The sequence below is a fragment of the Clostridium sp. 'White wine YQ' genome (genome assembly GCF_028728205.1).
Classification (GTDB): domain Bacteria; phylum Bacillota; class Clostridia; order Clostridiales; family Clostridiaceae; genus Clostridium_T.
In genome coordinates this window covers 822216-846938 of sequence record NZ_JAQYUU010000001.1, presented here as the reverse complement: position 1 = coordinate 846938, position 24723 = coordinate 822216, and the positions used below count along the sequence as shown (strand labels likewise).

Annotated in this window: 27 protein-coding genes and 1 other annotated feature; of the genes, 6 read left to right on the top strand and 21 right to left on the bottom strand. The window is 30.5% G+C overall.

Annotated features, from left to right (window positions below; translation table 11 throughout):
* Window positions 1-124 precede the first annotated feature (124 nt).
* Together PTZ02_RS04135 and PTZ02_RS04130 are read right to left on the bottom strand one after the other, a co-directional pair.
* A complete protein-coding gene (locus tag PTZ02_RS04135; RefSeq protein ID WP_274226551.1) occupies window positions 125-448 on the bottom strand; it encodes a thioredoxin family protein in 324 nt (107 codons plus the stop codon).
* Between the two features lie 4 nt (window positions 449-452).
* Window positions 453-911 (bottom strand): hypothetical protein, encoded by a 459-nt coding sequence (locus PTZ02_RS04130; protein ID WP_274226550.1) that lies wholly within the window; start codon window positions 909-911, stop codon window positions 453-455.
* A gap of 212 nt (window positions 912-1123) precedes the next feature.
* Here PTZ02_RS04130 and PTZ02_RS04125 point away from each other — a divergent pair, with 212 nt between their 5' ends.
* The gene (locus tag PTZ02_RS04125) at window positions 1124-2785 is read left to right on the top strand and encodes a glutamine--tRNA ligase/YqeY domain fusion protein (protein WP_274226549.1); all 1662 of its coding nucleotides are present in this window, start codon (window positions 1124-1126) and stop codon (window positions 2783-2785) included.
* Window positions 2786-2849: 64 nt separating this feature from the next.
* Here PTZ02_RS04125 and PTZ02_RS04120 read toward each other — a convergent pair whose 3' ends face one another.
* The 8 genes from PTZ02_RS04120 to PTZ02_RS04085 all read right to left on the bottom strand — a co-directional run bounded on the left by PTZ02_RS04120 (window position 2850) and on the right by PTZ02_RS04085 (window position 9924).
* Window positions 2850-3410: a hypothetical protein gene (locus tag PTZ02_RS04120; protein WP_274226548.1), complete on the bottom strand. Its 561-nt coding sequence runs from the start codon at window positions 3408-3410 to the stop codon at window positions 2850-2852.
* 36 nt (window positions 3411-3446) lie between these two features.
* Window positions 3447-3701 carry a DUF1653 domain-containing protein gene (locus PTZ02_RS04115; RefSeq protein ID WP_274226547.1) on the bottom strand — a complete coding sequence of 85 codons (255 nt, stop codon included), beginning with the start codon at window positions 3699-3701 and terminating at the stop codon, window positions 3447-3449.
* Window positions 3702-3729: 28 nt separating this feature from the next.
* Window positions 3730-4203 carry a DUF4829 domain-containing protein gene (locus PTZ02_RS04110; protein ID WP_274226546.1) on the bottom strand — a complete coding sequence of 158 codons (474 nt, stop codon included), beginning with the start codon at window positions 4201-4203 and terminating at the stop codon, window positions 3730-3732.
* Window positions 4204-4316: 113 nt separating this feature from the next.
* Window positions 4317-5978, bottom strand: coding sequence for a glutamate--tRNA ligase (gene gltX / locus PTZ02_RS04105; RefSeq protein ID WP_274226545.1), 1662 nt, complete (start codon window positions 5976-5978; stop codon window positions 4317-4319).
* Between the two features lie 52 nt (window positions 5979-6030).
* Window positions 6031-6266, bottom strand: a binding site (T-box leader).
* A 79-nt stretch (window positions 6267-6345) separates the two neighbouring features.
* Window positions 6346-7308 carry an ArsR/SmtB family transcription factor gene (locus PTZ02_RS04100; RefSeq protein ID WP_274226544.1) on the bottom strand — a complete coding sequence of 321 codons (963 nt, stop codon included), beginning with the start codon at window positions 7306-7308 and terminating at the stop codon, window positions 6346-6348.
* 7 nt (window positions 7309-7315) lie between these two features.
* Window positions 7316-8125 carry an ABC transporter permease gene (locus tag PTZ02_RS04095; protein WP_274226543.1) on the bottom strand — a complete coding sequence of 270 codons (810 nt, stop codon included), beginning with the start codon at window positions 8123-8125 and terminating at the stop codon, window positions 7316-7318.
* Window positions 8126-8127: 2 nt separating this feature from the next.
* On the bottom strand, window positions 8128-9102 hold the full coding sequence (locus tag PTZ02_RS04090; RefSeq protein ID WP_274226542.1) for an ABC transporter ATP-binding protein: 975 nt from the start codon (window positions 9100-9102) through the stop codon (window positions 8128-8130).
* A 9-nt stretch (window positions 9103-9111) separates the two neighbouring features.
* Window positions 9112-9924 carry an ABC transporter permease gene (locus PTZ02_RS04085; protein WP_274226541.1) on the bottom strand — a complete coding sequence of 271 codons (813 nt, stop codon included), beginning with the start codon at window positions 9922-9924 and terminating at the stop codon, window positions 9112-9114.
* Window positions 9925-10070: 146 nt separating this feature from the next.
* On the opposite strand from PTZ02_RS04085, the gene PTZ02_RS04080 reads away from it, so the two are divergent.
* Window positions 10071-10436, top strand: a complete 366-nt coding sequence (locus tag PTZ02_RS04080) for a DUF2512 family protein (protein ID WP_274226540.1) — start codon at window positions 10071-10073, stop codon at window positions 10434-10436.
* Window positions 10437-10461: 25 nt separating this feature from the next.
* A complete protein-coding gene (guaC, locus tag PTZ02_RS04075) occupies window positions 10462-11445 on the top strand; it encodes a GMP reductase (protein ID WP_274226539.1) in 984 nt (327 codons plus the stop codon).
* 236 nt (window positions 11446-11681) lie between these two features.
* Here guaC and PTZ02_RS04070 read toward each other — a convergent pair whose 3' ends face one another.
* The 7 genes from PTZ02_RS04070 to PTZ02_RS04040 form a co-directional block, all read right to left on the bottom strand.
* Window positions 11682-13040, bottom strand: coding sequence for a DUF6179 domain-containing protein (locus PTZ02_RS04070; protein WP_274226538.1), 1359 nt, complete (start codon window positions 13038-13040; stop codon window positions 11682-11684).
* Window positions 13040-13543 (bottom strand): DUF6323 family protein, encoded by a 504-nt coding sequence (locus PTZ02_RS04065; RefSeq protein ID WP_274226537.1) that lies wholly within the window; start codon window positions 13541-13543, stop codon window positions 13040-13042. The genes PTZ02_RS04070 and PTZ02_RS04065 overlap by 1 nt, the downstream gene beginning before the upstream one ends.
* A 204-nt stretch (window positions 13544-13747) precedes the next feature.
* On the bottom strand, window positions 13748-15394 hold the full coding sequence (locus PTZ02_RS04060) for a glutamate synthase-related protein (RefSeq protein WP_274226536.1): 1647 nt from the start codon (window positions 15392-15394) through the stop codon (window positions 13748-13750).
* 218 nt (window positions 15395-15612) lie between these two features.
* Complete coding sequence (locus PTZ02_RS04055; RefSeq protein ID WP_274226535.1) at window positions 15613-16368, bottom strand: AIM24 family protein; 756 nt, start codon at window positions 16366-16368, stop codon at window positions 15613-15615.
* A 57-nt stretch (window positions 16369-16425) separates the two neighbouring features.
* A complete protein-coding gene (locus tag PTZ02_RS04050) occupies window positions 16426-17193 on the bottom strand; it encodes a nucleoside phosphorylase (protein WP_274226534.1) in 768 nt (255 codons plus the stop codon).
* Between the two features lie 217 nt (window positions 17194-17410).
* Window positions 17411-17875: an Hsp20/alpha crystallin family protein gene (locus PTZ02_RS04045; protein ID WP_274226533.1), complete on the bottom strand. Its 465-nt coding sequence runs from the start codon at window positions 17873-17875 to the stop codon at window positions 17411-17413.
* 90 nt (window positions 17876-17965) lie between these two features.
* Window positions 17966-18745 carry an SDR family oxidoreductase gene (locus PTZ02_RS04040; RefSeq protein ID WP_274226532.1) on the bottom strand — a complete coding sequence of 260 codons (780 nt, stop codon included), beginning with the start codon at window positions 18743-18745 and terminating at the stop codon, window positions 17966-17968.
* A 220-nt stretch (window positions 18746-18965) separates the two neighbouring features.
* Between PTZ02_RS04040 and PTZ02_RS04035 the strand changes: the two genes are divergently transcribed.
* From PTZ02_RS04035 to PTZ02_RS04025, 3 genes are all read left to right on the top strand, one after another.
* Entirely contained in the window at window positions 18966-19415 is a 450-nt protein-coding gene (locus tag PTZ02_RS04035; RefSeq protein WP_274226531.1) for a MarR family winged helix-turn-helix transcriptional regulator, read from the top strand.
* A 30-nt stretch (window positions 19416-19445) separates the two neighbouring features.
* Window positions 19446-21002, top strand: a complete 1557-nt coding sequence (locus PTZ02_RS04030; protein WP_274226530.1) for an MDR family MFS transporter — start codon at window positions 19446-19448, stop codon at window positions 21000-21002.
* Between the two features lie 186 nt (window positions 21003-21188).
* Window positions 21189-21455: a hypothetical protein gene (locus PTZ02_RS04025; RefSeq protein WP_274226529.1), complete on the top strand. Its 267-nt coding sequence runs from the start codon at window positions 21189-21191 to the stop codon at window positions 21453-21455.
* Between the two features lie 82 nt (window positions 21456-21537).
* On the opposite strand, the gene ahbB is transcribed toward PTZ02_RS04025, so the two are convergent.
* The 4 genes from ahbB to nirJ1 are packed head-to-tail and all read right to left on the bottom strand — an operon-like array spanning window position 21538 to window position 24656.
* Window positions 21538-22002: a siroheme decarboxylase subunit beta gene (gene ahbB / locus PTZ02_RS04020; protein ID WP_274226528.1), complete on the bottom strand. Its 465-nt coding sequence runs from the start codon at window positions 22000-22002 to the stop codon at window positions 21538-21540.
* Window positions 21995-22459 carry a siroheme decarboxylase subunit alpha gene (ahbA, locus tag PTZ02_RS04015; protein WP_274226527.1) on the bottom strand — a complete coding sequence of 155 codons (465 nt, stop codon included), beginning with the start codon at window positions 22457-22459 and terminating at the stop codon, window positions 21995-21997. The genes ahbB and ahbA overlap by 8 nt, the downstream gene beginning before the upstream one ends.
* A gap of 15 nt (window positions 22460-22474) precedes the next feature.
* Window positions 22475-23461, bottom strand: a complete 987-nt coding sequence (gene nirJ2, locus PTZ02_RS04010) for a putative heme d1 biosynthesis radical SAM protein NirJ2 (RefSeq protein WP_274226526.1) — start codon at window positions 23459-23461, stop codon at window positions 22475-22477.
* 10 nt (window positions 23462-23471) lie between these two features.
* A complete protein-coding gene (gene nirJ1 / locus PTZ02_RS04005; protein ID WP_274226525.1) occupies window positions 23472-24656 on the bottom strand; it encodes a putative heme d1 biosynthesis radical SAM protein NirJ1 in 1185 nt (394 codons plus the stop codon).
* Window positions 24657-24723 lie beyond the last annotated feature (67 nt).

Here is a 24723-nt window from a genome sequence, read left to right as displayed (position 1 = left end):
CCATCTTTGATTCAGGTGAAATAGATTTACTCTGACATAAGATCATCAAAAGTACATTTATCACCTTAAAATTCATATAGAGGATTTCATACTTTATTGTTTTTAGTTTATTAAACAAAACTCTTTAAAATATCATCTCATAATACCTTCCTATATTTGCTTCTAACTCTAACAAATCTAAATTTCTTCCAAGTCTTATACTTTCCTTTCCATCTATATATAGCAGAAATACTGGAACTGAAAATATATTGTACTTTGCTGCTAAGTCTAAATGCCTCTCTGCATCTATTGCCCCGCACTTGATATTAGGATACTTTATTAATATATCTTCAATTTTAAGCTTAATGACCTCGCAAGCTCCACAGGTATTTCCACTAAAATAAATCACAGCCATTCTATTATTTTTTATTAAATTGACTATTTCATTATCACTATGTAATTTATTCAATTATTTACACCTCTTTATGGTAGATTTCTACTAATGTTTTTAAAGACATTACTCTATCTTCGCCTAATATTATACCTGCCGCATTAAATAGTTTTCTGTCTTCTGTTATTAATATAAGACTTTCTTCCAAAGTACAGGCATATAAAATAATCAAATCAATCCGAGATAACTTATTCACCTCTTCAAAATATGCATTTCCTTTCTTTGAGTATTTTATATCAAGCATTTCATAAAACTCTTCAATTCTACTTTTATCAATATCCCTAATAAAAGAAAGCAGGCTACAAAATCTCTCAGATAATACTTCTTGTCCTTTATAAATTCTTCTTTCTTTAATCACAAGTTCTTCACTTATCTCTCTTAGAATCGCAATTTTATCATATTTAATAAGTTTGTCTAAAACACTTGGATACTTACTCCAAAGTCCTATTATGACATTAGTATCTAGTAAATATTTCATCATAATTATTACTCCTAAAATTGTGACATAAATAGATGGTAAAACACTTAATTCCCATGAAATTCGGATAATTTTTAATATTTTATAGCAGTTTATCTTTATTTTTCCTTAATATTGGATTAAAATTATTATTATCTACGAATAAAAAAGGAATACTATTTTTCGTAATATGTTCTTTTTATAACTTAATTATACAGAATAAGAGAGGTAAAACTATGTCAAACGAAATTAATTCTTCTAATTTTATAAGAAATATAGTCCTAGAGGATCTAGAAAGCGGCAAACACAAAGAGATTATTACCCGCTTCCCACCTGAACCAAACGGATACTTACATATTGGGCATGCTAAATCTATTCTTTTAAACTTTGGTTTAGCAGGAGAATTTAATGGAAAAACTCACTTAAGATTTGATGATACTAATCCAGTTAAAGAAGATACTGAATATGTTGAATCAATTAAAGAAGATGTAAAATGGCTTGGCGGAAATTGGGATGAACTTTTCTTTGCATCTAATTATTTTGATACTATGTATGAAAAAGCTATTTTATTAATAAAAAAAGGTTTAGCCTATGTTTGTGATTTAACAGCTGAAGAAGCTAAAGAATATAGAGGTACATTAACTAAACCTGGTAAAGAGAGTCCATATAGAAATAGATCTGCTCACGAAAACTTAGATTTATTTGAAAGAATGAAAAATGGTGAATTTGCAGATGGTGAAAAAGTTCTTAGAGCAAAAATAGATATGGCTTCTCCGAACATAAATATGAGAGATCCGATCATCTACAGAATATCTCATTCTACACATCATAATACTGGTGATAAGTGGTGTATATATCCAATGTACGACTTTGCTCATCCACTAGAAGATGCTATAGAACACGTAACTCACTCTATTTGTACTTTAGAGTTTGAAGATCATAGACCACTTTATGATTGGGTTGTGCGTGAATGTGAAATGGAAGCTACTCCAAGACAAATTGAATTTGCAAGATTAAACATGACTAATACCGTTATGAGTAAAAGAAAACTTAAACAATTAGTTGATGAAAAAGTTGTTGATGGATGGGATGACCCAAGAATGCCTACTATCTCTGGATTAAGAAGAAAAGGTTGTACTCCTGATGCATTAAGAAATTTCTGCACAGCAATTGGAGTTGCAAAGGCTAATTCTGTTGTTGACTCTCAAATGTTAGATTATTTCATAAGAGAAGATTTACAACTTAAAGCACCACTAGCTATGGCTGTATTAAATCCTCTTAAGCTTGTAATAACTAACTATCCTGAAAACGAAACAGAAATGCTTGAGATAGAAAATAACTCTAAGGATGAAACACAAGGAACTAGATTGGTTCCATTCTCAAGAGAATTATATATTGAAAGAGAAGATTTTATGGAGGTTCCTCCAAAGAAATACTTTAGACTATTCCCTGGTAACGAAGTTAGATTAAAGGGAGCTTATTTTGTTAAATGCAACGAAATAATTAAAGATGAAAATGGAGAAGTAATAGAAATTCACTGTACCTATGATCCAGAAACTAAGAGTGGTTCAGGTTTCACTGGTAGAAAAGTAAAAGGAACTATTCACTGGGTAGATGCTAAATCTTGTGTTCCAGCTGAATTTAGATTATATGAACCATTAATATTAGATGATTCTGAGGAAGGTGAAGATAAGCACTTCTTAGAACAAATAAATCCAAACTCAATGGAAATATTGCAAGGTTTTATCGAGCCAACTGCTATTAAAGATGCTAAACCTCAAGATAAGTTCCAAATGGTTAGAAATGGTTTCTTTAATATAGATACTAAGTATACTACTCCTGAAAAATTAGTATTTAACAGAATAGTATCATTAAAATCATCATTTAAATTAAGCTAATATTCTTTTTTATATAAAATACCGTGCTAACTAAATAGCACGGTATTTTTAACTCTTCTAATATTTATGATAATTCGCTTAATTCTCTACTACATCTCTTTAAGAAACTCAAGATGGATATTGTTATTATAATTGATGCTATAAAAAATGCAAAAACTAATATTATTGCTAGAATTGGTATAAAAATTAATAGTAATACAACCCAGACTGCAATTTGTAAAATCAAAAACTGTTTCCACTTTTTAAGAGAATCTTCTGCTAGTTCATATCTTTCTTGTCTATGTGCAATTTCGTGGATTCCCATAAATAAGTTATATACAACTAATAAACTTATCACGAGAGATGCTATTCCTACAATAAAGCTAAGAATTCCAAGTGACCCAAAGTGAATACCTTCTGTATGAGTTGGCATCTCATATATAGAGAATATTGATACCACTATCATTACTATATTATATTTTGAAGCTACTTTAAAATAATCACTACTTGAATTTAAATCTTTAAATCCAACTGCAAACAATATATACCCAATTATATCCGGAAAAATATCAAAACCTTGAATTCTAAAACCAAGCATTATAAATATAAAGCCCCAGAAAAATTTATTTAACCCTTTTTCAACCATATAATTTCTCCCTCATATTTCCCAATTAATTTTAAACTACTTCACACTTTTAATAACTACCGGTTCAAATCTATATTTTTGCTCTATATTAGGATATTTTTCTTTATCAACTTCACTTAAAAACATATCTATTGGCCTTGCATATACTCCACAGTCTCCATATAGAGCTTTATATACAACTAGTTCATCTCTAGTTTCTGAATGAACTGCTATATCAATTAATAAATATAAATCTCCTTTAAAATGTCTAAATATAGTTCCTTTATACTCTATTAAATTTATGTTTTGCATGTTTTTCTCCTTTCATTGTGCAAATTACTTATTCACCCATATCATCAATTAGCCATGGTGAATTTTCATTTTCCCTTATAACATAAAACCACCAATCATATACCCCGCTATCTTGCGGTCCTACCCCATTTTCAAAATATTTTACTTCATACTTTACTTTATAAACCTTGAGGTTATTTTCTGTAGTATTATTTACGCTTCCTCTTCCATTTTGTAAATACCCTTTTTTCACATCTTCACTATTTTCTTCTTTGATATCTACTATATTTATACTTTCTAAATTCTCAAAACCCCAAACAACATTAGGAGTATCGTGCCATTTTGTTAGTGTTTTAAGAATCTCTTTTTTATTTTTTTCATTTCTGTACTTAAAATAATTTTCTACAACTTGTTTTGGCTCTAATGATTTTTCTTTAGAATTTGAAGTTAGTGCTTGTACTCCATAATACCCAATACTAACTGACACTAACAATAAGACTATTAAGAATACCCTTTTTCTCATTTATTCACCTCGATAACATAAATTGAGACATATCCAAATTATAACATTTAATTCTGCTTAAATACATCTAAATATTAAAGGACTCCACAAAATAATTGTGAAGTCCTGAATCTTTATATATTTAAGAATTTTTCAAATCTTGATCTAGTTTTTTCTTCACCCATAATCTGCATTATAGTATAAAGGTCTGGTGTGTTAGTTCTGTGTGATAATGCAATCCTCACTGCCCCAGCCACATCAGATATCATACCTTTATATTGGTCTGGATTTGCTTTAAATTCTTTTCTATTTGCACAGTAACCAAGTCTAGTTCCAATTTCTTTTAAATCTTCAAACCAAGCTTCTTGGCTTCCTGCATTAAAGTTAAATTCATTTTTATAAACTTCAATTACAGCTTTAGCATCTTCAAGTGAAAGTCCTTTTGGCATTTCAATTTGTTCTGCTGTTTCTTTGTCAAATAATTCATCAAAGAAATAGAATACTTTTTCTTTTACTTCATCCCATTTTGCATAGTCTTTTCTTGGCTTTGGACCTTCTTTGTCTATATTGAATATCTCTTTAGCCATAGCTTCATTTTCTGTAACTAATTTATACATTTCGCTATCAAACTCTTTAGCCCAAGCAGTATAAATTTCATAAACATCATTAGCTTTCATAGCAGCAATACGATCCTTAGATACATCATTTAATTTTACTAAGTCAAATAATGCTCCGCTCTTACTCATTTTTTCCAAATGAATCTCAAATTCATGATAATCAGCTGTTGGATTTTCTGCTCTCCAATCCTCGAAGGTTGAGTTTATGATATTTAATAAATACTCTATTACAGTTACTGTTGGATATCCAACTTCTTTATAATAAGAAACTGCCGCTTCTGCATCTTTTCTCTTTGAAAGCTTTCTCTTTGATCCGCCATCTTGCTTCATTATAGTTGGTATATGAGCATATCTTGGAGCTTCAAAACCTAATACTTCAAATAATTGAACATGTATTGGAAGAGATGATAACCACTCTTCTCCTCTTATTACATCTGTAGTTCTCATTAAGAAATCATCTATTGCATGCGCAAAGTGATATGTAGGAAGTCCGTCACCTTTAATAAGTACTATATCTTGATTATTTTCTGGGAAAGATATATCCCCTTTAATTAAATCATGGAATTCAACCCTATTTTCAGGATTTCCTGGAGACTTTAATCTTATTATATATTTCTCTCCAGCTTCAATTCTCTTAATTGCTTCTTCTTCTGTTATATTTCTAAATTTAGCATATTCACCATAATAACCTGGAGTTATTTTGTTAGCCACTTGTTTTTCTCTAAGTTCAGCTAATTCTTCTGGTGTGCAGAAACATGGATAAGCTAATCCTTTTTTAAGTAAGTCTTTAGCAAAAGTATTATATATTTCTGCTCTTTGACTTTGTCTATAAGGACCATATTCTCCTTTATAAGTATCTTGACCTGTCATTCCTTCATTAAAATCCATTCCAAAGTTGTGCATAGTTGCTATAGTATCTTCAATGGCACCTTCAACTTCTCTCTTTTGATCAGTATCTTCTATTCTTAAATAAAATACACCCTCAGATTGGCTTGCTAATCTTTCATTGATTAATGCAGCAAACACTCCTCCAATATGTTGAAATCCAGTTGGGCTTGGCGCATATCTTGTAACTCTAGCACCTTCTATTAAATTTCTTTTTGGATATTTTTCAATATAATATTCTGTTGAATGATTAACTTCTGGGAATATCATATCTGCTAATTTTTCAAAACTCATCCTCTACATCTCCTTTAAAACTTTAAAATAAAAAAAGCCTTCATCCTAAAAATCTTAGGACGAAAGACTAACTTCCGCGTTACCACCTAAATTGATTAAAATATTAATATACTATTTTAATCCTCTTAATTATCTTTAAGGGAATAACCCCATAAATATACTACGCCTAATAGGCTTTCTATTTATTGCTCAAAAGCTTCCTTCAATAGATTTAAATTCTAGGATTTCACCCTCCCTAGATCTCTAAGATTTAATTTTCTATTTACTCTTCTTTTTCAATGCTCTTAATTAAATATATAATTTTAAATTAATATTTACCAAATACAAAACAATTATACAGTTTGAATAAATGATTGTAAAGGAATTTTTATGTCATCATAATATACTCATATATTTTATATGGAATATAATCTATTTCAGTAGTGTTTATAGAATAAATAATATAATTTCCTCTTCTTTCTTTAATCACTAGATTCCCTTCTTGCATGACTTTTAAGGCCTTAGAAACTGCAGCCTCTGTGATATTTAAAATTTTGCTTAGTTCTTGAGTGCTCTTTCCTTTTTTAGATATCTCTTTAAGAATTTTAAGTCTAGTACTATCTCCAAGTGCCTTAAGTGTTCTTTCCAAGTCTAACGGACTTTCCTTCTCATATGAACCTAAGTCAATTAAGTGTGTTAAATATAGATTATCACCTATTATTCCAAGCATAAGGTGAGGACTTACAAATGTAGAGGAATTTATTGTTATGCATTTAAGTTTTTCTCTATTTACTACATATTCCTTATTTTTAATGAACTTAATCTTCTCATCATTAAACTGTATTCTTTCGTGTATAGAGTCAACTATATAAAATATTCCCTTTTCTCGTCCTAATGCTGCTTGTTTTTTAAGAACTCTTGTAATTATAGGCTCTATATATTTAAGCTCTTCTTGAAATATCTCAATATAAAACCTTTTTAGTAGTTCCAAAAATGATAGATAGTCTCTTTGTGTAATTCTTTTATCATACTCTTTAAATATCTTATTTACCTTATAAATTGAGACATTTGATAAGAATTCTATGGAACTTAATATACTTAAATCATTACACTCTTCAAAATAGCTGCAGAAATCCATCACTATGCAATATTGATTAGTAAGCTCTCCAAAATTCATAACTTCTTCTAAAAATTTATTATCAGTCTTTTCTTGAACCTTTTGCACCCACTGCTTTCTATGTAAATGATGCTCTGGAGAAGATAATACATGCATAGCGCAAAACATTTCATAAAGCGGTGAATACTTAAACTCACATAATATTCCTTTTTCATAAATTACATCTATCTTCATATTACCTCTAAAAATAAGTGAAATTACCTGTTTTCCTGCTGTGAACCTCTACTATTTTTATTATTTTTATACAAGCAAAGTATAATAACGCTATTATACTTACTCCAATAATAATAAAGTTTGTTATCCCACTTAATGAACTTCCTTTTAATATAACATTTCTAACTGCTTCAATTGCATAAGTTAAAGGGAATAATAAACTTATTCCTTTTGCCCAAAATGGAAACACTGATGTTGGTACCTTTACTCCAGAAAATATCTCCATAGGTTCTTCTAAAATTGTAAATAAAAATCCTGAATCCCTTGAGAATAAAAACAAAGAATTTAAAAGCATCCCCCATATAACAGCCATTGTTAAAGTTATTATAAAAACCACCATTAAGGAAAGATAATTAATATTCAACACTTCTCTTTTAAATATTAGAACACCTAAGGTAAATATCACCATAAATATAACGCTCTCAAATAATGAAGATAAAGCATTTCCTAAAATAACTCCTTGTCTTGTGGCTGGGGATAAATAAATAAGCTCTAATGTACCACTCATCCTCTCAAAAGAAAAATTCCAAGCGGATTGCACTAAGCTTCTAAACAGGCTCATAGTCATATATCCTAATACTATAAATACTACCACATTTTGTTCATTTAAGTAATTAATATTACTATTATTTATCTTAAAAGGCTTAAAGCTATAGTATGATGTTATAAAACTTAAAATAGGCCATATAAATAATGAAATGTATATTAATTTGCTATGGAAATAATTAAGATGCTGCTTTTTCATTTCTCCAATAACTACTTTTACAAACTGTTTCATAGCTATGCCCCTTTCTTTGAAAGCTTAATTATTGTATCCTCAAGTCTTGGAACTATCTCGTAAAATTCTTTTATAATTGCTCCCTTGCTTGAACAAATTTTAGATATATCTAGACTTAAGTTCTTTGAACTAATAATTTTATAGGAATTTTCCTCTTGCTCTATTTCTACAGTATTGTCTTTTAAAATAAGGTTATTTAGCATATGCGATTTAAATTCACCTGAATTATTATGAAGTGTTAATTTATATACTATCTTTGTAAATACATCCTTAGATAACTCTTTAACTGTTCCTTGCTTTATTATTTGTCCCTTATCTAAGACATATATATAATCAGAAAGTTCCTCAACCTCATCCATATAGTGTGAGGTTAATAATATTCCCTTCCTATTTTCCTTTGACAATAATTTTACATGTTCTCTTAATTCTTTAGATACCACTGCATCTAATCCCAATGTTGGTTCATCCATAAATATATAGTTTGGATCATTAATAAGACCTCTAGCTATTTGCAATCTTTGCTTCATTCCCTTTGAAAATTCTTCTACTTTCTTATCCTTGCTTTCTTGTAAGCCTACTAGATTAAGTAAGTAATCTATTCGCTTTTTTAATATATCATTTGGTATTCCATATAGTTGTCCATAATACCAAAGGTTTTCATTTGCAGTTAGCCTCCAATATATCATCCTTTCCCCGCCAGCTATCATATTAATCTTACCTTTTATAATCCTGGGATTTTTAACAGCATCTACTCCATCAAGAAAATATTCACCAGATGTAGGTGAAAGTAACGTAGTTAACATTTTAATAGTTGTTGTTTTTCCAGCTCCATTTATGCCTAAAAGCCCAACAATCTCGCCTTCATTTATTCTTATTGAGACATCTTTTACGGCTTCTACACTTACCTTTTCATTTCTAAATAACCCTTTACTTGTTTTTGTTTCATATATCTTTTTCAAATTATTTGCTTCTATCATATTTAACACCTACCCTTGAATTTTTTCTAATGCTATAAATTCTATTCTTTTAAGACTTAAGAATCCAATTATTATATAAACTGTACTTAATATAAACACATAAATTATAGTATTGCTTTGTTCAAATATATCCTTACCTAATATTGCCGTTCCCCTTATTAAATTTGAAATTTCTGTTACAGGTATTAATTCCCCTATACTTCTAATCACTTTAGGTAAATACTCTGTTGGAAAAGTAATTCCGCATAATAAAAGCATGGATACAAATAAAGTATTTTGAGAAATATATGTATCTCTTGTATATAGCATTATTGATGCAAGTACCATAGATAATCCAAAAAAGCCATATAAGGCCAAGATAATAATTAATATAAAGGATTTTACATTCATATTTGATAAATTAAGACCAAAAGGTAATGCAATTATCAAGGATACCATTACTTCAAAGGTAGTAGCCACAGTTTGCTGAAGCATATTCCCCAAAAAATATTCTCCTCTTCTAAATGGGGTAATCATTAAACTCTCCAAAGTTCCTTCTCTTAGTTCTGTAATAAGACTTCTACTAACATTTAGGCAGGTTCTAACCACAAAAATATACGTAAGAGAACCTAATATAACATAGCTCATATAATCTCCTGTGCCTGCGAATTTTAGAAAATCATCTCCAACCTCTCCATTAAAAAGCATCTTATACATAAACAATGCTCCTACTACAGTGTAAAAACCTGTTAAAACATTCCCAATGAAAAAATCTTTTGGATAAGCTCTTAACATTACAATAAAATTCCTTTTAAATGTTGCTACTAATACCTTCCCCCTCATTTTCATCTTCCTTCCTGATTTGATTAACTTTTTAGTTAATCAAATTGCGTATTTATTATTCCGGAAGCATTGTAAATTGTTAGGAATAATTTGTCAACATATTAGAAATAATAAGTTTTATATTACTTTTAAAGGAGGTGAACAAAATGAAACATGTTACAGCATTGATTGTTAAATTTGTTATGGTTGCAATTGTATTAGAAATTATTCTATCTATGCTTACATATTTAACTTTTACAGAAACCTTATATATAGCTGCTGCAGTAACAATCGTTGCGTATATATTGGGAGATCTTATTATATTACCTGCCTCAAACAATATCGTTGCAACCGTTTCCGATGTGGTATTATCACTTGTAGTAATCTACTTATTCGATTTCATTTGGAATGGTAAGGGAATATCTATAACTGATGCGTTAATTGCTGCAGTTGTAATAGGCGTAGGTGAATGGATTTTTCACAAATATGTTGCAAAAAATGTTTTACCAAATAATAAAGAACACTTAGATTAATATAATCTTTTTTAGAGGTGTGAACATGGAAAATGTTTTTGATTATGAGGATATTCAGTTAATTCCTTCAAAATGTATTGTAAATAGCAGATTAGAATGCGATACAAGCGTGGTTTTAGGTAACCATACTTTTAGATTACCAGTTGTTCCAGCGAATATGCAGACTATTATAGATGAGAAAATAGCCCTTTACTTAGCCGAAAATGGCTATTTTTATATTATGCATAGGTTTAATCCTGAGAAACGTATAGATTTCATTAAAGATATGAAATCACGAGGCTTACTCACCTCAATCAGTGTTGGAGTAAAAGGTGAAGAATATGAGTTTATAAGGAATCTTGCAGCTGACAACCTTATACCTGATTACATAACTATAGATATAGCTCACGGCCACGCAAATTCAGTTATAAGTATGATTCAGCATATTAAAAACCTTTTGCCTGATAGTTTCTTAATTGCAGGAAATGTAGGAACTCCAGAAGCAGTTAGAGAGTTAGAACATGCTGGAGCTGATGCTACAAAGGTAGGAATCGGGCCAGGAAAAGTATGTATTACTAAGATTAAGACTGGCTTCGGTACTGGAGGTTGGCAGCTAGCAGCTCTTCGTTGGTGTGCAAAGGCTGCAAGTAAGCCTATTATAGCAGACGGAGGAATTCGTACACATGGAGATATCGCTAAATCTATTAGATTCGGTGCATCAATGGTAATGATTGGTTCATTATTTGCCGGACATGAAGAATCTCCTGGAGAAACAATTGAAATGGATGGTAAACTTTATAAAGAATATTTTGGTTCCGCCTCAGAATTCCAAAAAGGTGAAAGAAAAAATGTTGAAGGCAAAAAAATGTATGTTGAATTCAAAGGTTCAATAAAAAATACCTTAATTGAAATGGAACAAGATCTTCAATCATCAATTTCCTATGCCGGAGGGAATAAATTAGATGCAATTCGCACTGTTGACTACGTAATAGTTAAAAACTCAATTTTTAATGGAGATAGGGTATATTAATACAAAAAAATCGTCAAGGCGATTATGAGCCGTCGATTTTTTTCTGACATCTGCCTTTCCGAGCGTATGCAAGGAAAAATGGCAGGCGACTAATTTCTATTTTTTTACTCTTTAGAGAAACCTAAGCGACTTTTAGTTTATAATTAAAATCTATTAAGTTACCCGCTCAAACAAAATATTAAAACCCTCTAAAGAGTAAAAACTTATTGCTTACCATATATGGCAAGCAATAAGTTTTATGTTTCAACACCTTGAGAAATTCTTATTATTTCTATTTTTCTATCCTCATCAAAACTATCTAAATACACCTTAAGTTTTTCATGCCATTCTCTTTCACTCTCAGTACCATAATCGCTATCCATAAATTCTCCTTGTGGTGTATTTTTAAATAATAGTGCTATTTCAAAATCATCTAAAGCTTTAAAAACATGAATAAATTCATCACCAAAAATACAATCTGCCCCCAAGACATCTATTAAATCCTTTAAGCTATGAAATTCCTCTCTTATAATTTTTATTTTGTCTTCTACATTATTACAATCTCTAATTTCTTCAGTTATACACTTAAATATATCATTTTCTACACTCTCACCATCTTCATATCTAATCCCCTCATCTTGAGATTTATCTGGTGTTATAAATATACTTTCTAATGTATCAGTCCTAAGACCATTTTCTATATCTGGTATCACCTTTAATATGGTTTCTGTTATATAATCAATTAAACATTTATTTTCAATAGAAAGCTCTTTAATCATCTTATCTTTTGCTTCAATAATATGTTTTATAAAATCATCCTTTGATAATTTCTGTATTGACTCTTTAATATATTCTCTATCATTTTTAGTTATATCAAGTGATTTTTCCTTTTTCTGAGTAAGTATAACACCTAGATAATTAACTAAAACAAGTTGAAATATATTTATAAGCATATGATATGAATTCTTATGAAAGCCTTTTAATAATGACTCTATTTGAAAGATATCAAAGTTTAAGCAGAAGTGATTTTCCATATTTATTTTATTTAAATAGTCTTCCATATATTCAATTCCTACTAGTTTCATCTCATCATTTGCTAATGGATAATCTATTGAACCTGCTGCTTCATGACTGGAAAATCTAATATCATATTCGTCAAAAAATAGTGGTAGTCCATAATCAATTGTGTCATTATATGCATAGTTCATTGTATTAAGTTTTGTTTCTTGAATATGATTTAATAAACTTTTACATTCATCATACTTTAACCTTATGAGCTTCTCGCCTTCTTCAAATAGATATTTCATGCCTTTTTCGTTAAAGAGAGTTTTGCTTCCTTTAATTGTGGAATTGTTCTTTATGAATAATCCAATTGTATAATAAATTGACAGCATAATTTTATCTGCAATTTCAACTCTAACTGAATAACTTTCATTTCTGGTATAATAGCCTAGTGTTTCTGTTAATATGCTAAATAGCTGAGTTTGAATATTTTCTATTTCTTTTATGCTTAACAGCTCTTTGGTATAAAGCACATGTAATAATGATTGAAGATAATGTTCATCGCTTAGTAGTTCTTCAGAGAAATTCTCTTTTGAAACAATATAATTTCCCACTATTCATCATCACCTTCCATATTAAAGTATTCCTCCAAAATCTTCATTTCGTCTTCACCAACAAAATCAGTTACTCCAAACTTTATATTATGAGCTACATTATATAAATATCTATCGCTAAGTAATTCTAGAGAGCCTTGGCATTCGTTATCGAAATAACTTTTCATTAGATCTATTAATTCATCATCACTTATTTCATCCATTGTTTCATTTTTATAAAAATAGAATATATCAATAAGCTCATCTATTGTTTCAAGATAATTATATTGAGAAATATAAGGAGATTCACAAAATGCAGATATAATTTTTTTAACTATTACTCCTCCAAATTCAAATCTTCCGTTACTTCTTAATGCATTATTTCTTGTTTTTAAAATCACATGTATATCTTCATCGGAAAGCTTTAAACCATATTCTAAAGTCTCTTCATTACACTGCTGAATTTCTAAAAAAGTTTGTTCGTTTACTAAAGAATCTGAAATAGACATAAGTTGTTTCTCCATAAAATAACCCTCCAATTTTTAAATTAACTATTGACATTTATATTTAGATGTGGTATGATTAATATGTATAAGTATATTTACCATGTTATGCTAACAATTAATTTTATCATCGGCATTTGTTCATGTCAATGATATTTTTTGTAGTTATTTTAAGAACTTCAATATAAAAGCTTAGGTTATAATTAACCTAAGCTTTTTCATTAATTATTCTTCATTTAAGATACACTTAGCAAGTTCATCATTTACCTCTGTCATGAACTTTATTCCAGTTTCCCTCTCTGTTTCCCTATTTGCTGAGAATAAATCATTTCTAGAAATTTCAGATACTCTAAATTTTCTAGCCCCAGCCATTAATTGCTGCAATCCGGCTGTAAGCTTATCAGACAATGTCCAAACGCCAATTGCTCCTAAAGGTATATTCTTCATCTCATCTGCCCCGACTTTATTTTTAACATCATAATATCCAGCAAATATTTCTTCAGGGGTTGTTCCGAATTCTTCTGTTATATGCTTAGGTAATGTATCCCAGTTTCCATTTAGTTTATTTCTTCTTTCCGGATATAATGCACCTTCAATATTTGCTCCCAAGAATCCAGGAATCATAAGTGACCTTCCCATACATACAAGTTTAGTAAATGGCGCTCCAAGAGCAAGAGCTTTAAATATATGATCTTCTCTAGCTAGGCCGCCAGCAAATGCCATATCTACTACATCATATCCTTTATCAGAAAGAATCTTTGCATATTCATATGCCTTTGCATGAAGGAATATAGAGGGAACACCCCAGGACTCCATCATATTCCATGGACTCATCCCAGTGCCACCACCTGATCCATCAATAGTCAATAAATCAAGTTTTGCTTCTGTAGCAAACTTAATTGCCATAGCAAGTGCTTCCATTCCATATGATCCTGTCTTCAGTGTAATTCTCTTATAACCAAGTCCTCTTAAATAATCAACTGACTTCATAAATTCTTCTTTAACTTCATGATAATTATTTAAATTAGTATATCCAAGTCTACTATGTCTAGCAAAAGATTTGATTGCTCCACTCTTAAAAGCTTCTTGAACCTCCGGTCTTATTGGATCAGGATCAACTATATATCCTCTATTTTTTAAGAATATTGCATATTCAAGACTTGTTACCTGTATCTCTCCACCTATATCTTTAGCTCCTTGCCCCCACTTAAGTTCTAAAATTACCTTGTCACCATATTTTTCAATAACATATTCTGCTACTCCATTTCTTGTATCTTCTACATTCATTTGAACAATTATAGCACCATAACCATCATAGTAGTTTAAATATGTGTCAATTCTACGTTCCAATTCTGGTGATTTTACTATCTTTCCATTCTCTATTATCGAATTTTTATCAACACCTACAACGTTTTCACCAATTACGATTGGAAATCCAACTAAAGCAGCGCCGATAGCAAAAGATTCCCAATATTTCTGAGCTATAAAAGTTGAACCTAATGCTCCTGTCATGAATGGTACCCTAGACCTTGTTTTTATTGCTTTTCCAAACTCTGTTTCAATATTTACATTAGGAAATATACAATCATCTGCATTATTAGTACGCCCATCTATAACTCCAAATGCTCCATAATTATACCCTTGTATTCTGAGATTGTTATAGCATACTCCCACATGATTAGTATTTGAACTTCCAGCAGTCACAGTTCCAAAATCTCTTGGATATAATAATTTTCTACCTTTCATACTAGATGTCCAAGTCTCGCATTTTCCTTTGCAATCAGCTCTGCAAAGTGTACAAACTCCTGATTCTGCTGGATTCCCCCTGTTTACAGTGTTTAAAACATCATTGTTTTTTTGATATATACTCATCTACTCTCCCCCTATTTATATTTAAATTGTAAGACATTATATAAATATAACTTTATGATTATATTTATTACATAAACATCAACATTATAGTTCGTTTAATAATAATCTTCTCAATATTTGTTTATTTTTTTAGCAATATATTAATAGGAGTTTCTAATTTCCACAAACAAAACAGAAAAAACGTTATGCAGCACATAACGTTTTTAGCTCTAATTATATTAAGCTATTGGAGCCATTAAGATTCTGCCAGTTCCTCGGTATACATTAACTAAACCTTCTCCTGAAACTGCGGAGCCAATTAAGCTTTTTCCTGACTTTTCTACTCTAAAATCTAAAGTATCAGACCAAGCAATAGCATAGTTTCCATCAATTCTAACTTCATCGTTTTGAAGAACAAATTCTACTAATTCATCTCTAGGAACTGGACTTTCTAGTACAGCAATTCCTTTACCTCTAAGACATAAATTAAACAACCCTTCTTTTCCAAGTACTGCTGATGAAAGATTTGTTCTTGCAACTACCTTTTGTTGAACACTTCCCTCACAAGCAAGGAAAAGTCCATCATCTAGCACTAGTCCACCCCAATCTGATACCTCTTCTAGTAATATATGTTTATAAGTAGGTTCTAGCATCAACAAGCCATTACCTTCATATTTAGGTTTTATTGCTGATTCCTTTGTAACCTTTGATGATAAAGCTTTGCCTAATAAATCTCCAAAACCCTTAACATCTGCACCCATGCCAACTTTTCCTGCAGTCCACTGCATTGCTCCGGCGCTAATTACAAAAGAGTTACCGTTTAACTCAATTAGAACTTGTCTCTTTCTAACATTCATTTCAGAGGCAAAATATGCATTAATTGCAGTTGCGCTATTTACACTTAAATCCTTTTTGTATTCAAGAACTTTTACATTGCCTTTAGTCTCAATGATTTCGATATTCTTGTTGTCATAAAGATTTTTATAAGTTACCATTTTAAAATCCCCCTTTTTTATATAAGTTTATGTAAAACTAATTGATTTATTACAAAATTATAATCGGAGGCTCGCTTCTACTGAAAACCAGAATAATGCTTCCCTTATAAATCTCCTATCCACTTCACTTCTGGAATTCCATTCTTCACAGCTAATATCATCACCACCATAAATTATTTGTCCAAAAATAACGTTTCTATATTGCGCAACAGCACAAAAAGCAGAGCATTCCATTTCTACCACCAAACAACCTTCATCTTTTCTTAGTTTCATCTTTTCTTTAGTTTCTCTATAAAAGGAATCAGTACTCCAAGTTTTAGCAAGAATATAATTGCATTTATGAGCCTTTAAAGTCTTTTCAATTGCTTCAATAGCTTTATTATTAATAGAGATTTCCCTACTTGGTTCAATATAATGATAAGAAGTTCCTTCATCTCTGATCGCTGAATTTGGTACAATAATGTTTCCAGCTGCGATATTTTTATCTAAAACGCCACCGCTACCGCAAGAGATAAACTTTCTCCCACCTAACGCAATAACTTCTTCCATAAGGGAAGTTCCAAGTGCAGCTCCTACTCCTGGATGAAATACTGTGACTTTTTTGCCTTTATAATCTAGTTCGTAAATTGGATGTTTGCCGATTTGAGAATGAAGTATTTTAATCTCTTTAAGACTTCCCTCATTAACTAATTTCTCAATCACTTCACTATAAAAGCACATAACAACACTTTCAGACATATCTATCTTTTTGATGAATTTTGATGGTTCAATTATATTCTCTGTAACTCCGTCAAATTCAAGTATTGGAAATTCTTTCTTAACCACACCATTACCCCCAACTCTTTTTAACACCTATTTCAAGATATCTAAATTGTATATTTTTTAATAGTATACCATATGAATGAATAATTACAAATATTTGTCATATACCTATGCGTAAATTTGCTTTTTAATTACTACGCTTGTCCTTTAAAATGAAATGCACCTTAAATGTTAGTCAAATCTAGCATTTAGGGTGCATTTTACTATAGGATCTTTTTTTTCATTCCATTTCATAATTTTCTACATCTATAATTGTTGGAACTTCTTCTTTCTTATATATTTCACTTCTTTTCTTCTTTGGTAATGTTAATAATAAAACACTATTATCAAAACTAGCAGAAATTTTTGATTTATCTATTTCTTCCACGTCAAAGGTCTTTACAATATATCCTCCAGTTTGTATAACTGTCATCATAATATTAGTGCCATTACTATATATTTGCTTCTTCTTAATAGATAAAATAGCTTTATTTTTTTCAAAATCAATTCTTACATCTCTAGGGGTTAACCCTGGAAAATAACCTTTTACTAAGTAATAATCTCCCTGATCCTTAAAATCAATATCATAGGTGTTTTCATCTATATTTTCATTTACTAAATTATTGGGAATTTGATTTATAAAATTATTAAATAAATCATCAATAATTTCAGTGTTCCTAAACATGAACGGAAACATACTAAACATATATACCAACCTCTCGCAAATATACTGTTTATTATATATGTATTAAATTCGCCCTAGTTTGACACATCTTTTTATGGACAAAAGTGTATATTAAACCTCATACCTCCAATTATAATCATCATTATAAATCATTAGTTTAGTCATACCACCATCAACTGTAATATTTTCACCTGTTATAAAATCATTATCCTCTGAGCATAAAAACATAACAGCTCTTGCTATATCCATTGGCTTTCCGACGTGCTTTACAGGATGTTGTTCCTTATCACCTACGCTATGCTTTCTTTCATAGTCATTATCATAATTAGCACTTACATCAATCCAACCTGGACTAACACTATTTACCCTAACCTTTCCTGAAAGACTAATTGCTAATGCATGAGTTAATGAAGAAATCCCACCTTTTGCAGCAGAATAACTTTCAGTATCTTCTTGAGACATAGTTGCTCTAGTTGAGGAAATATTAACTATTGCCCCACCATTATTAAAATATTCTAGAAATAGTTTTGAAAGCATATACGGTGCTGTAACTCCCACTCTTAAAACATAATTAAAATCATCAAAACTACAATCTGAGAGAATTCCCTTACGACTTAAACAAGCATTATTAATAAGATAATCTACTTTACCATAGGTTTTAATTACTTCTTTTGAAAACTCCTTAAGTGTATTTTCCTCTGCAATATCTCCACAGAAAAAAAGTCCATCTCCTCCATCTTTTTTAATCTTTAAAAGTAGTTTTTCCCCTTCCACTTTATCTAGATCAATATATGCTACTTTTGCCTCTTTTTTTATAAATTCATTTACCAGGCAAAATCCTATTCCCTTTGCTCCCCCTGTTATTACGCACACTTTATCTCTAAAATCCATAAATACCTCCTTAAGTAGGGTTTTATATACAATCTTTAAACAAAACACCCTATGTCTAATATTACATATTTTTCATATGAAATTACAATACTATCTCTAGTATCATTTATGATATTAACAAATTACTTGACAAAAACATTTATTTAGCAGATACTTTACTAAGTAAACTATTTATTAGGTAAATAATTTACTTAGTAAAAAACTAATAGAGGTGTAAAAAATGAATGATGATGAAAAACTTATTCTTGCTAAAGAAATTCTTGAAACTTTTCTACGATTTAAGAAAATGCATATGGAAGAATCCAAACCAAAAGACATTAAAAAAAATGAATGTATTTTATTAATGCTAATTGATGCTAGAACATGTCCAGGTTCAAAAGGAATTAAAGTATCTGAATTAAGTACAATTTTAGATATTACACCTGCTGCTGTCACTCATATGATTAACTCACTAGAACAAAAGGATTATTTGGAGAGATTATCAGATAAAACTGACAGAAGAATTGTACTCATTAGGCCTACTGAGGCTGGAAAACAAGCTATTGAATCTATGAAAAGTCGATTATTTAATAGTTTAAATGAATTAATTAGCTATTTAGGAGAAAAGGACAGCAAAGAATTAGTGAGAATTTCAAATTTAGTAATCAACTTTCATAAACAAAGAACTTAAACTAAAGAATTAAACAAAGGAGGAATAATAGTGAAAACAAACTCTAAACGCAGTATTTTAATAGTAGGACTCTTATTAGGTATATTCTTCGCATCATTGGATCAAACAATTGTAGGAACAGCAATGCCAAGGATTATAGGTGAATTAGGCGGCTTAAGTATAATGGCTTGGGTAACAACAGCTTATTTGTTAACTTCAACAACTGTAGTTCCTATTGCTGGAAAAATGTCTGATTTATTTGGACGTCGTATAATGTATGTAGGTGGAATTATAATATTTATAATAGGTTCTATGTTATGTGGAACTAGTCAAAATATGACACAACTAATTTTATATCGTGGACTTCAAGGAATAGGTGGAGGAATTTTGATGCCAATGGCTATGACCATAGTTGGTGATATTTTCCCACCAGAAAATCGTGGAAAATGGCAAGGAGTAATAACTGCCGTATTCGGTCTTTCATCCGTAGTAGGTCCTAGTATTGGTGGTTGGTTTGTAGATAATGCAACTTGGAGATGGGTATTCTATATTAATATACCTGTAGGTTTACTTGCTGCTTTTACTGTTTTCATTGGATTAACTGGAGAAAAACGTGTTGAAGATAAAGTAATAATAGATTACGCTGGAGCTATAACCCTTATCATTTCAATAGTATCTTTACTATTAGGCTTAAGCCTTGGAGGAAAAGATTATCCTTGGACTTCATGGCAAATAGTTGGATTATTCGCTACATTTGTACTAGTAGGATTAATATTTATATTCGTTGAATTAAAGGCTGAAGATCCAATTTTAAACCTTCATCTTTTCCAAAACAAAGTTTTTGTAGGCGCAAATATTGTTGGATTTCTAATGGGTCTTGGTATGTTTGGTGCTATGATGTTTTTACCACTTTTCATGCAAGGAATAATTGGTATCAGCGCTACAAAATCTGGTAATTCAATGATTCCTATGATGTTAGGAATGATGGTTACGAGCATTCTAGGAGGCCAATTAGTAACTAAATTAAAATTTAGAACTATTTTTATTTCAGGTATAATTTTAATGGGACTAAGCTTGTACTTATTAAGTACAATGGACGTTAATACAACACGTTTAACAATTAGCTTATACATAGTAATCTTGGGTCTTGGACTTGGACTAATAATGCCGACTATAACTTTATCAGTTCAAACAGCCTTTTCAATTGAGCAACGTGCAGTAGTTACTTCTGCAACTCAATTTTTCCGTAGCATAGGAAGTACTCTTGGCGTTACTGTACTTGGTGTTGTTCTAAACAATAGATCAACTACTTTATTAGATAAGAACTTCTTCCCAACAATTGATAAAATACCAGCATTACAAACAGGCACTTTAGGTACATTGCTTAAGGAAGCTCATAATGCCCCACAAGATTTATTTAATACTCTATTAAATCCAGAGATAATAAATAAAATACCAGCACAATTACAAGCAATAATGCTTCCTCCATTAAAACTAGCATTATCAGAATCTCTACATACTGTATTTATTGTTTGTACAATTATTGTTTTACTTGGCATACCTGCGAGCTTTTTACTAGGAAACTCAAAAGTTGAGAAAAAAAATTAAAATATGCTATTGATTTTATATATATTTTTTGGTAAAATAAATTTAATAGAAGAGCAAATGACGCAGGTGTCTAATATAATATTAGACACCTGCTTTTCTTTTATACGTATTTCTGGCAATGGGGTCGAAGTTTAAAACTTTGCTCCATTTTTTTATTCTTATGCTTTACTAAAAGGAGGTTCTAAAATGAAAAAACAAATTACTTTAGCCGTATCAAATGCTTCAAAAAAATTAGTATTTAGTATTCTTTACTTATCATCAATGATAGTTCTATTCCTAGGTATATTCTTTAGTCTTTTTCTTATGGTAAATAGCATTAGTTTAACCATTTTAAAGCTTCACGTACCTGGAATCATATTAGGAGTTCTTGTTTTATACTTTGGAATAACATATTACGCTTCAATTATTAAAATACTTGATAAACTTTATAGATCTCCTTCTAATTTTTTTTAGAATAACTTTAGAATAAATAAATACAAGAATTAATAATAAGGACGTTTTGTTTGTCACCTTTGACAAATAAAATGTCTTTTTATTAAAAATATCTCATACTGCATTTTTTAAGTTCTCTAATACTATATAACATTTCATAATCATGCATGTTGGTTGCCTTAGAAATCTCACTAACGATTTTCTCACATTCTTCTTTGCTTTCTCCATGTATCATTGTATAGATATTATATTTCCAATTAGGCAGTATCTTTCGCTCATAACAATGGCTTACTTCTTCAAAAGATGTCATCCTATCTCCTACTTCATTAACTTTTTCTTCAGGCACATTCCAAACAACCATCGCATTTTCTTTAAATCCAACATTTCTATGATTTAGTGTAGCACCAAATCTTCTAATTACTCCACTAATCAAGAAATCTTTTATCTTGTCTAAAAGCTCATTTTCAGTAATTTCTAACTCATCAGCTATAAGCTTATAGGGCTTAGGGACTAATGGCAAATCCTCCTGAAGTCTATGTATAATTTTTTTATCTAATGAACTAAACATATATTTTCTCCTTAACCTGAAAATCGACTTTAATTTTGAACATTTTAGTTGAAGGTAAATATAATATATCCTCTATTCCTGTTCTATATTTTATCTCATTTATAAACCTTTTTATTTCCTCCTCTGTGGATGCAATTACGGTAAACCACATATTATATGAATGATCTCTTAAATAATTATGTGTAACTCCCTCATAACTATTTATAAGTTCTGAAATCTCCTCTATTCTTTCTTTTGGTACTTTAATAGCACATAAAGTGCTGCTAAAGCCCATCTTTTTCGAGTTAAAAACCCCACCAATTCTTCTGATATCTCCACTTTCTTTAAGTTCTTTAATATATTTAATAACTTCTTCTTCAGTAATATTTAACTTTTTTGCTAAAGCTAAATATGGTCTTGACTCAAGTGGAAAACCCTCTTGAATTGAATTAAGCAATTCTATATACTCACTATTCATACCTAACAATTCCTCCTATGAGTTAGAATATTGGCACCATTCTTCTTCTGCCATATAATCCCCGTTATTATAAAAAGCTGCTCTCGCTCTACATCCTCCGCAAGCTTTTTTATGCCTACATACTCCACATTTCCCTTTATACTCTAAAGTCCTAAGTTTCTTGAATACTTCATTATCTCTCCATATTTCACTAAACTTATTTTTTCTTACATTTCCAATAGGCATATTTAAGTAAGCACAAGGTTGAACATCACCTACTGGGCTTATTATGCAGTAGCTAGTTCCCGCAAGGCATCCTCTTCCGAATCTTGGATTCATCTCCATTTCTCTTGCAATCCTCATAAACTGAGGGGCGCACGTAGGTTTAAGTTCTATGTCCACGTACTTTTGCTTCATCATAATATTTCTCAATAGTTCCTCATACATTTCTGGTGTCAATGACTCGTTTTCAATATTCCCTCCTCTGCCAGTAGGAACTAAGAAAAATGTATGATGTGCAACTGCTCCCATACCAACTGCAAAATCTGTTAAATCCAAAATCTCATCTTTATTCCATAGCATCACAGTTGTATGTACTTGAAATGGCAATCCCTCATCTCTACAATTTTTCATGCCAAGAACAGTTTCTCTCCATGCACCATTATAATTTCTGAACTCATCATGTTTTTTTGCATTAAGACTATCTAGACTAATTCCTACTCCCATAACCCCTGAAGCTTTTAATTTCTTTGCAACTTCCCTTGTTATCATTACTCCATTGCTGCCTAAAACAGAACGTAGTCCAAGCTTTGAAGCATAATTGACTAATTCATAAATGTCTGGTCTCATTAATGGTTCTCCTCCTGAGAAAATCATTATTTTGAAACACGCTTTAGCTATTTCATTTATAAGTTCTTTAGCCTCCAGTGTACTTAGTTCCTGCTCTGCTTGTATTCCTGCATCTCTATAGCAATGCTTACAATACATATTGCATTTGTTTGTTGTATTCCATGAAACAATCATATAGACCTCCTTAAACAAGTCCCATATTATCAGAAATACCAATTTCCTCATCTGTTAAATAGCATGCAGGATCTGAAGCCCAAAAGTCTCCAGTAATTGATTCAGCTCTTGTTCTTAAATTCCCATTGCATACATTTACCCATTTACATTTGCTGCATCTACCCTTAAGTAGAGCTTTTCTGTCTTTTAGCCCTCCGATAATTGGATTTGAAGCATCTGTCCAAATATCTTTAAACCCTCTTTCCTTAACATTTCCAAAAGTATGTTTCCACGTGAACTGATCAGCATGAACATTTCCATAATAATCTACATTGGCAATAGCTATACCTGAACGATTGCCTCCATTAATTTTCATTAATTCTAAGATACTTTCTGCTAAATGGGGATATTTTTTGAGTGCCTGCAAATATAAATAAATACCATCTGCATGATTATCAACTGTTAGTATTTCAACTTTATCTTTTAATTCAAGTGATTTTTCCATAATTAGATCCATTGCTATTCTTGCTTCTTCATGGGTAATATCTTCATCTATCATTTTGCTGCCCCTACCTGAATAAACTAAATGATAGAAGCACACCCTATCAATATTTTCATCTTTAATTAGGTGAAATATATCCTTTAATTGATTAAAGTTATGACGATTTATTGTAAATCTAAGGCCAACTCTTTGATTAACTTCCTTGCAATTACGAATACCATTTAAAGCCAGATTGAAAGCTCCTTTAGTTCTTCTAAACTCATCATGACTAGTTCCAACTCCATCTAGGCTTATTCCTACATATCCTACCCCTGAGTTTTTAATTTTAGTTGCAATTCTTTTATCAATAAGAGTTCCATTTGTGGATATTGTACTTCGTATTTTATACTTATTTGCATACTGGATTAATTCAAAAAAGTCCTCTCTAAGTAAAGGCTCTCCCCCAGAAAATAAGATTACAGGAACCCTAAACTCATGTAGTTCATTAATAAATCTCTTACCTTCTTCAGTACTTAATTCTCCATCATACTTTTTATTATCTGAACTTGCATAACAGTGAACGCATTTTAAATTACAAGTCCTTGTGCAATTCCATACTACAACTGGACCACGACCTGAGCTTACACCATTTCTTTGATTATTTGCTCCATGAACATATCTTAATCTATCTCCATAATTTTCAGATCCACATAATAGTTTTGATATTCCAATCATTTATTTCTTCCCTTCCTCAGTTAAATAATCTAAGTTATTTTTCCCAATTGTGGCTAATATATTAAAA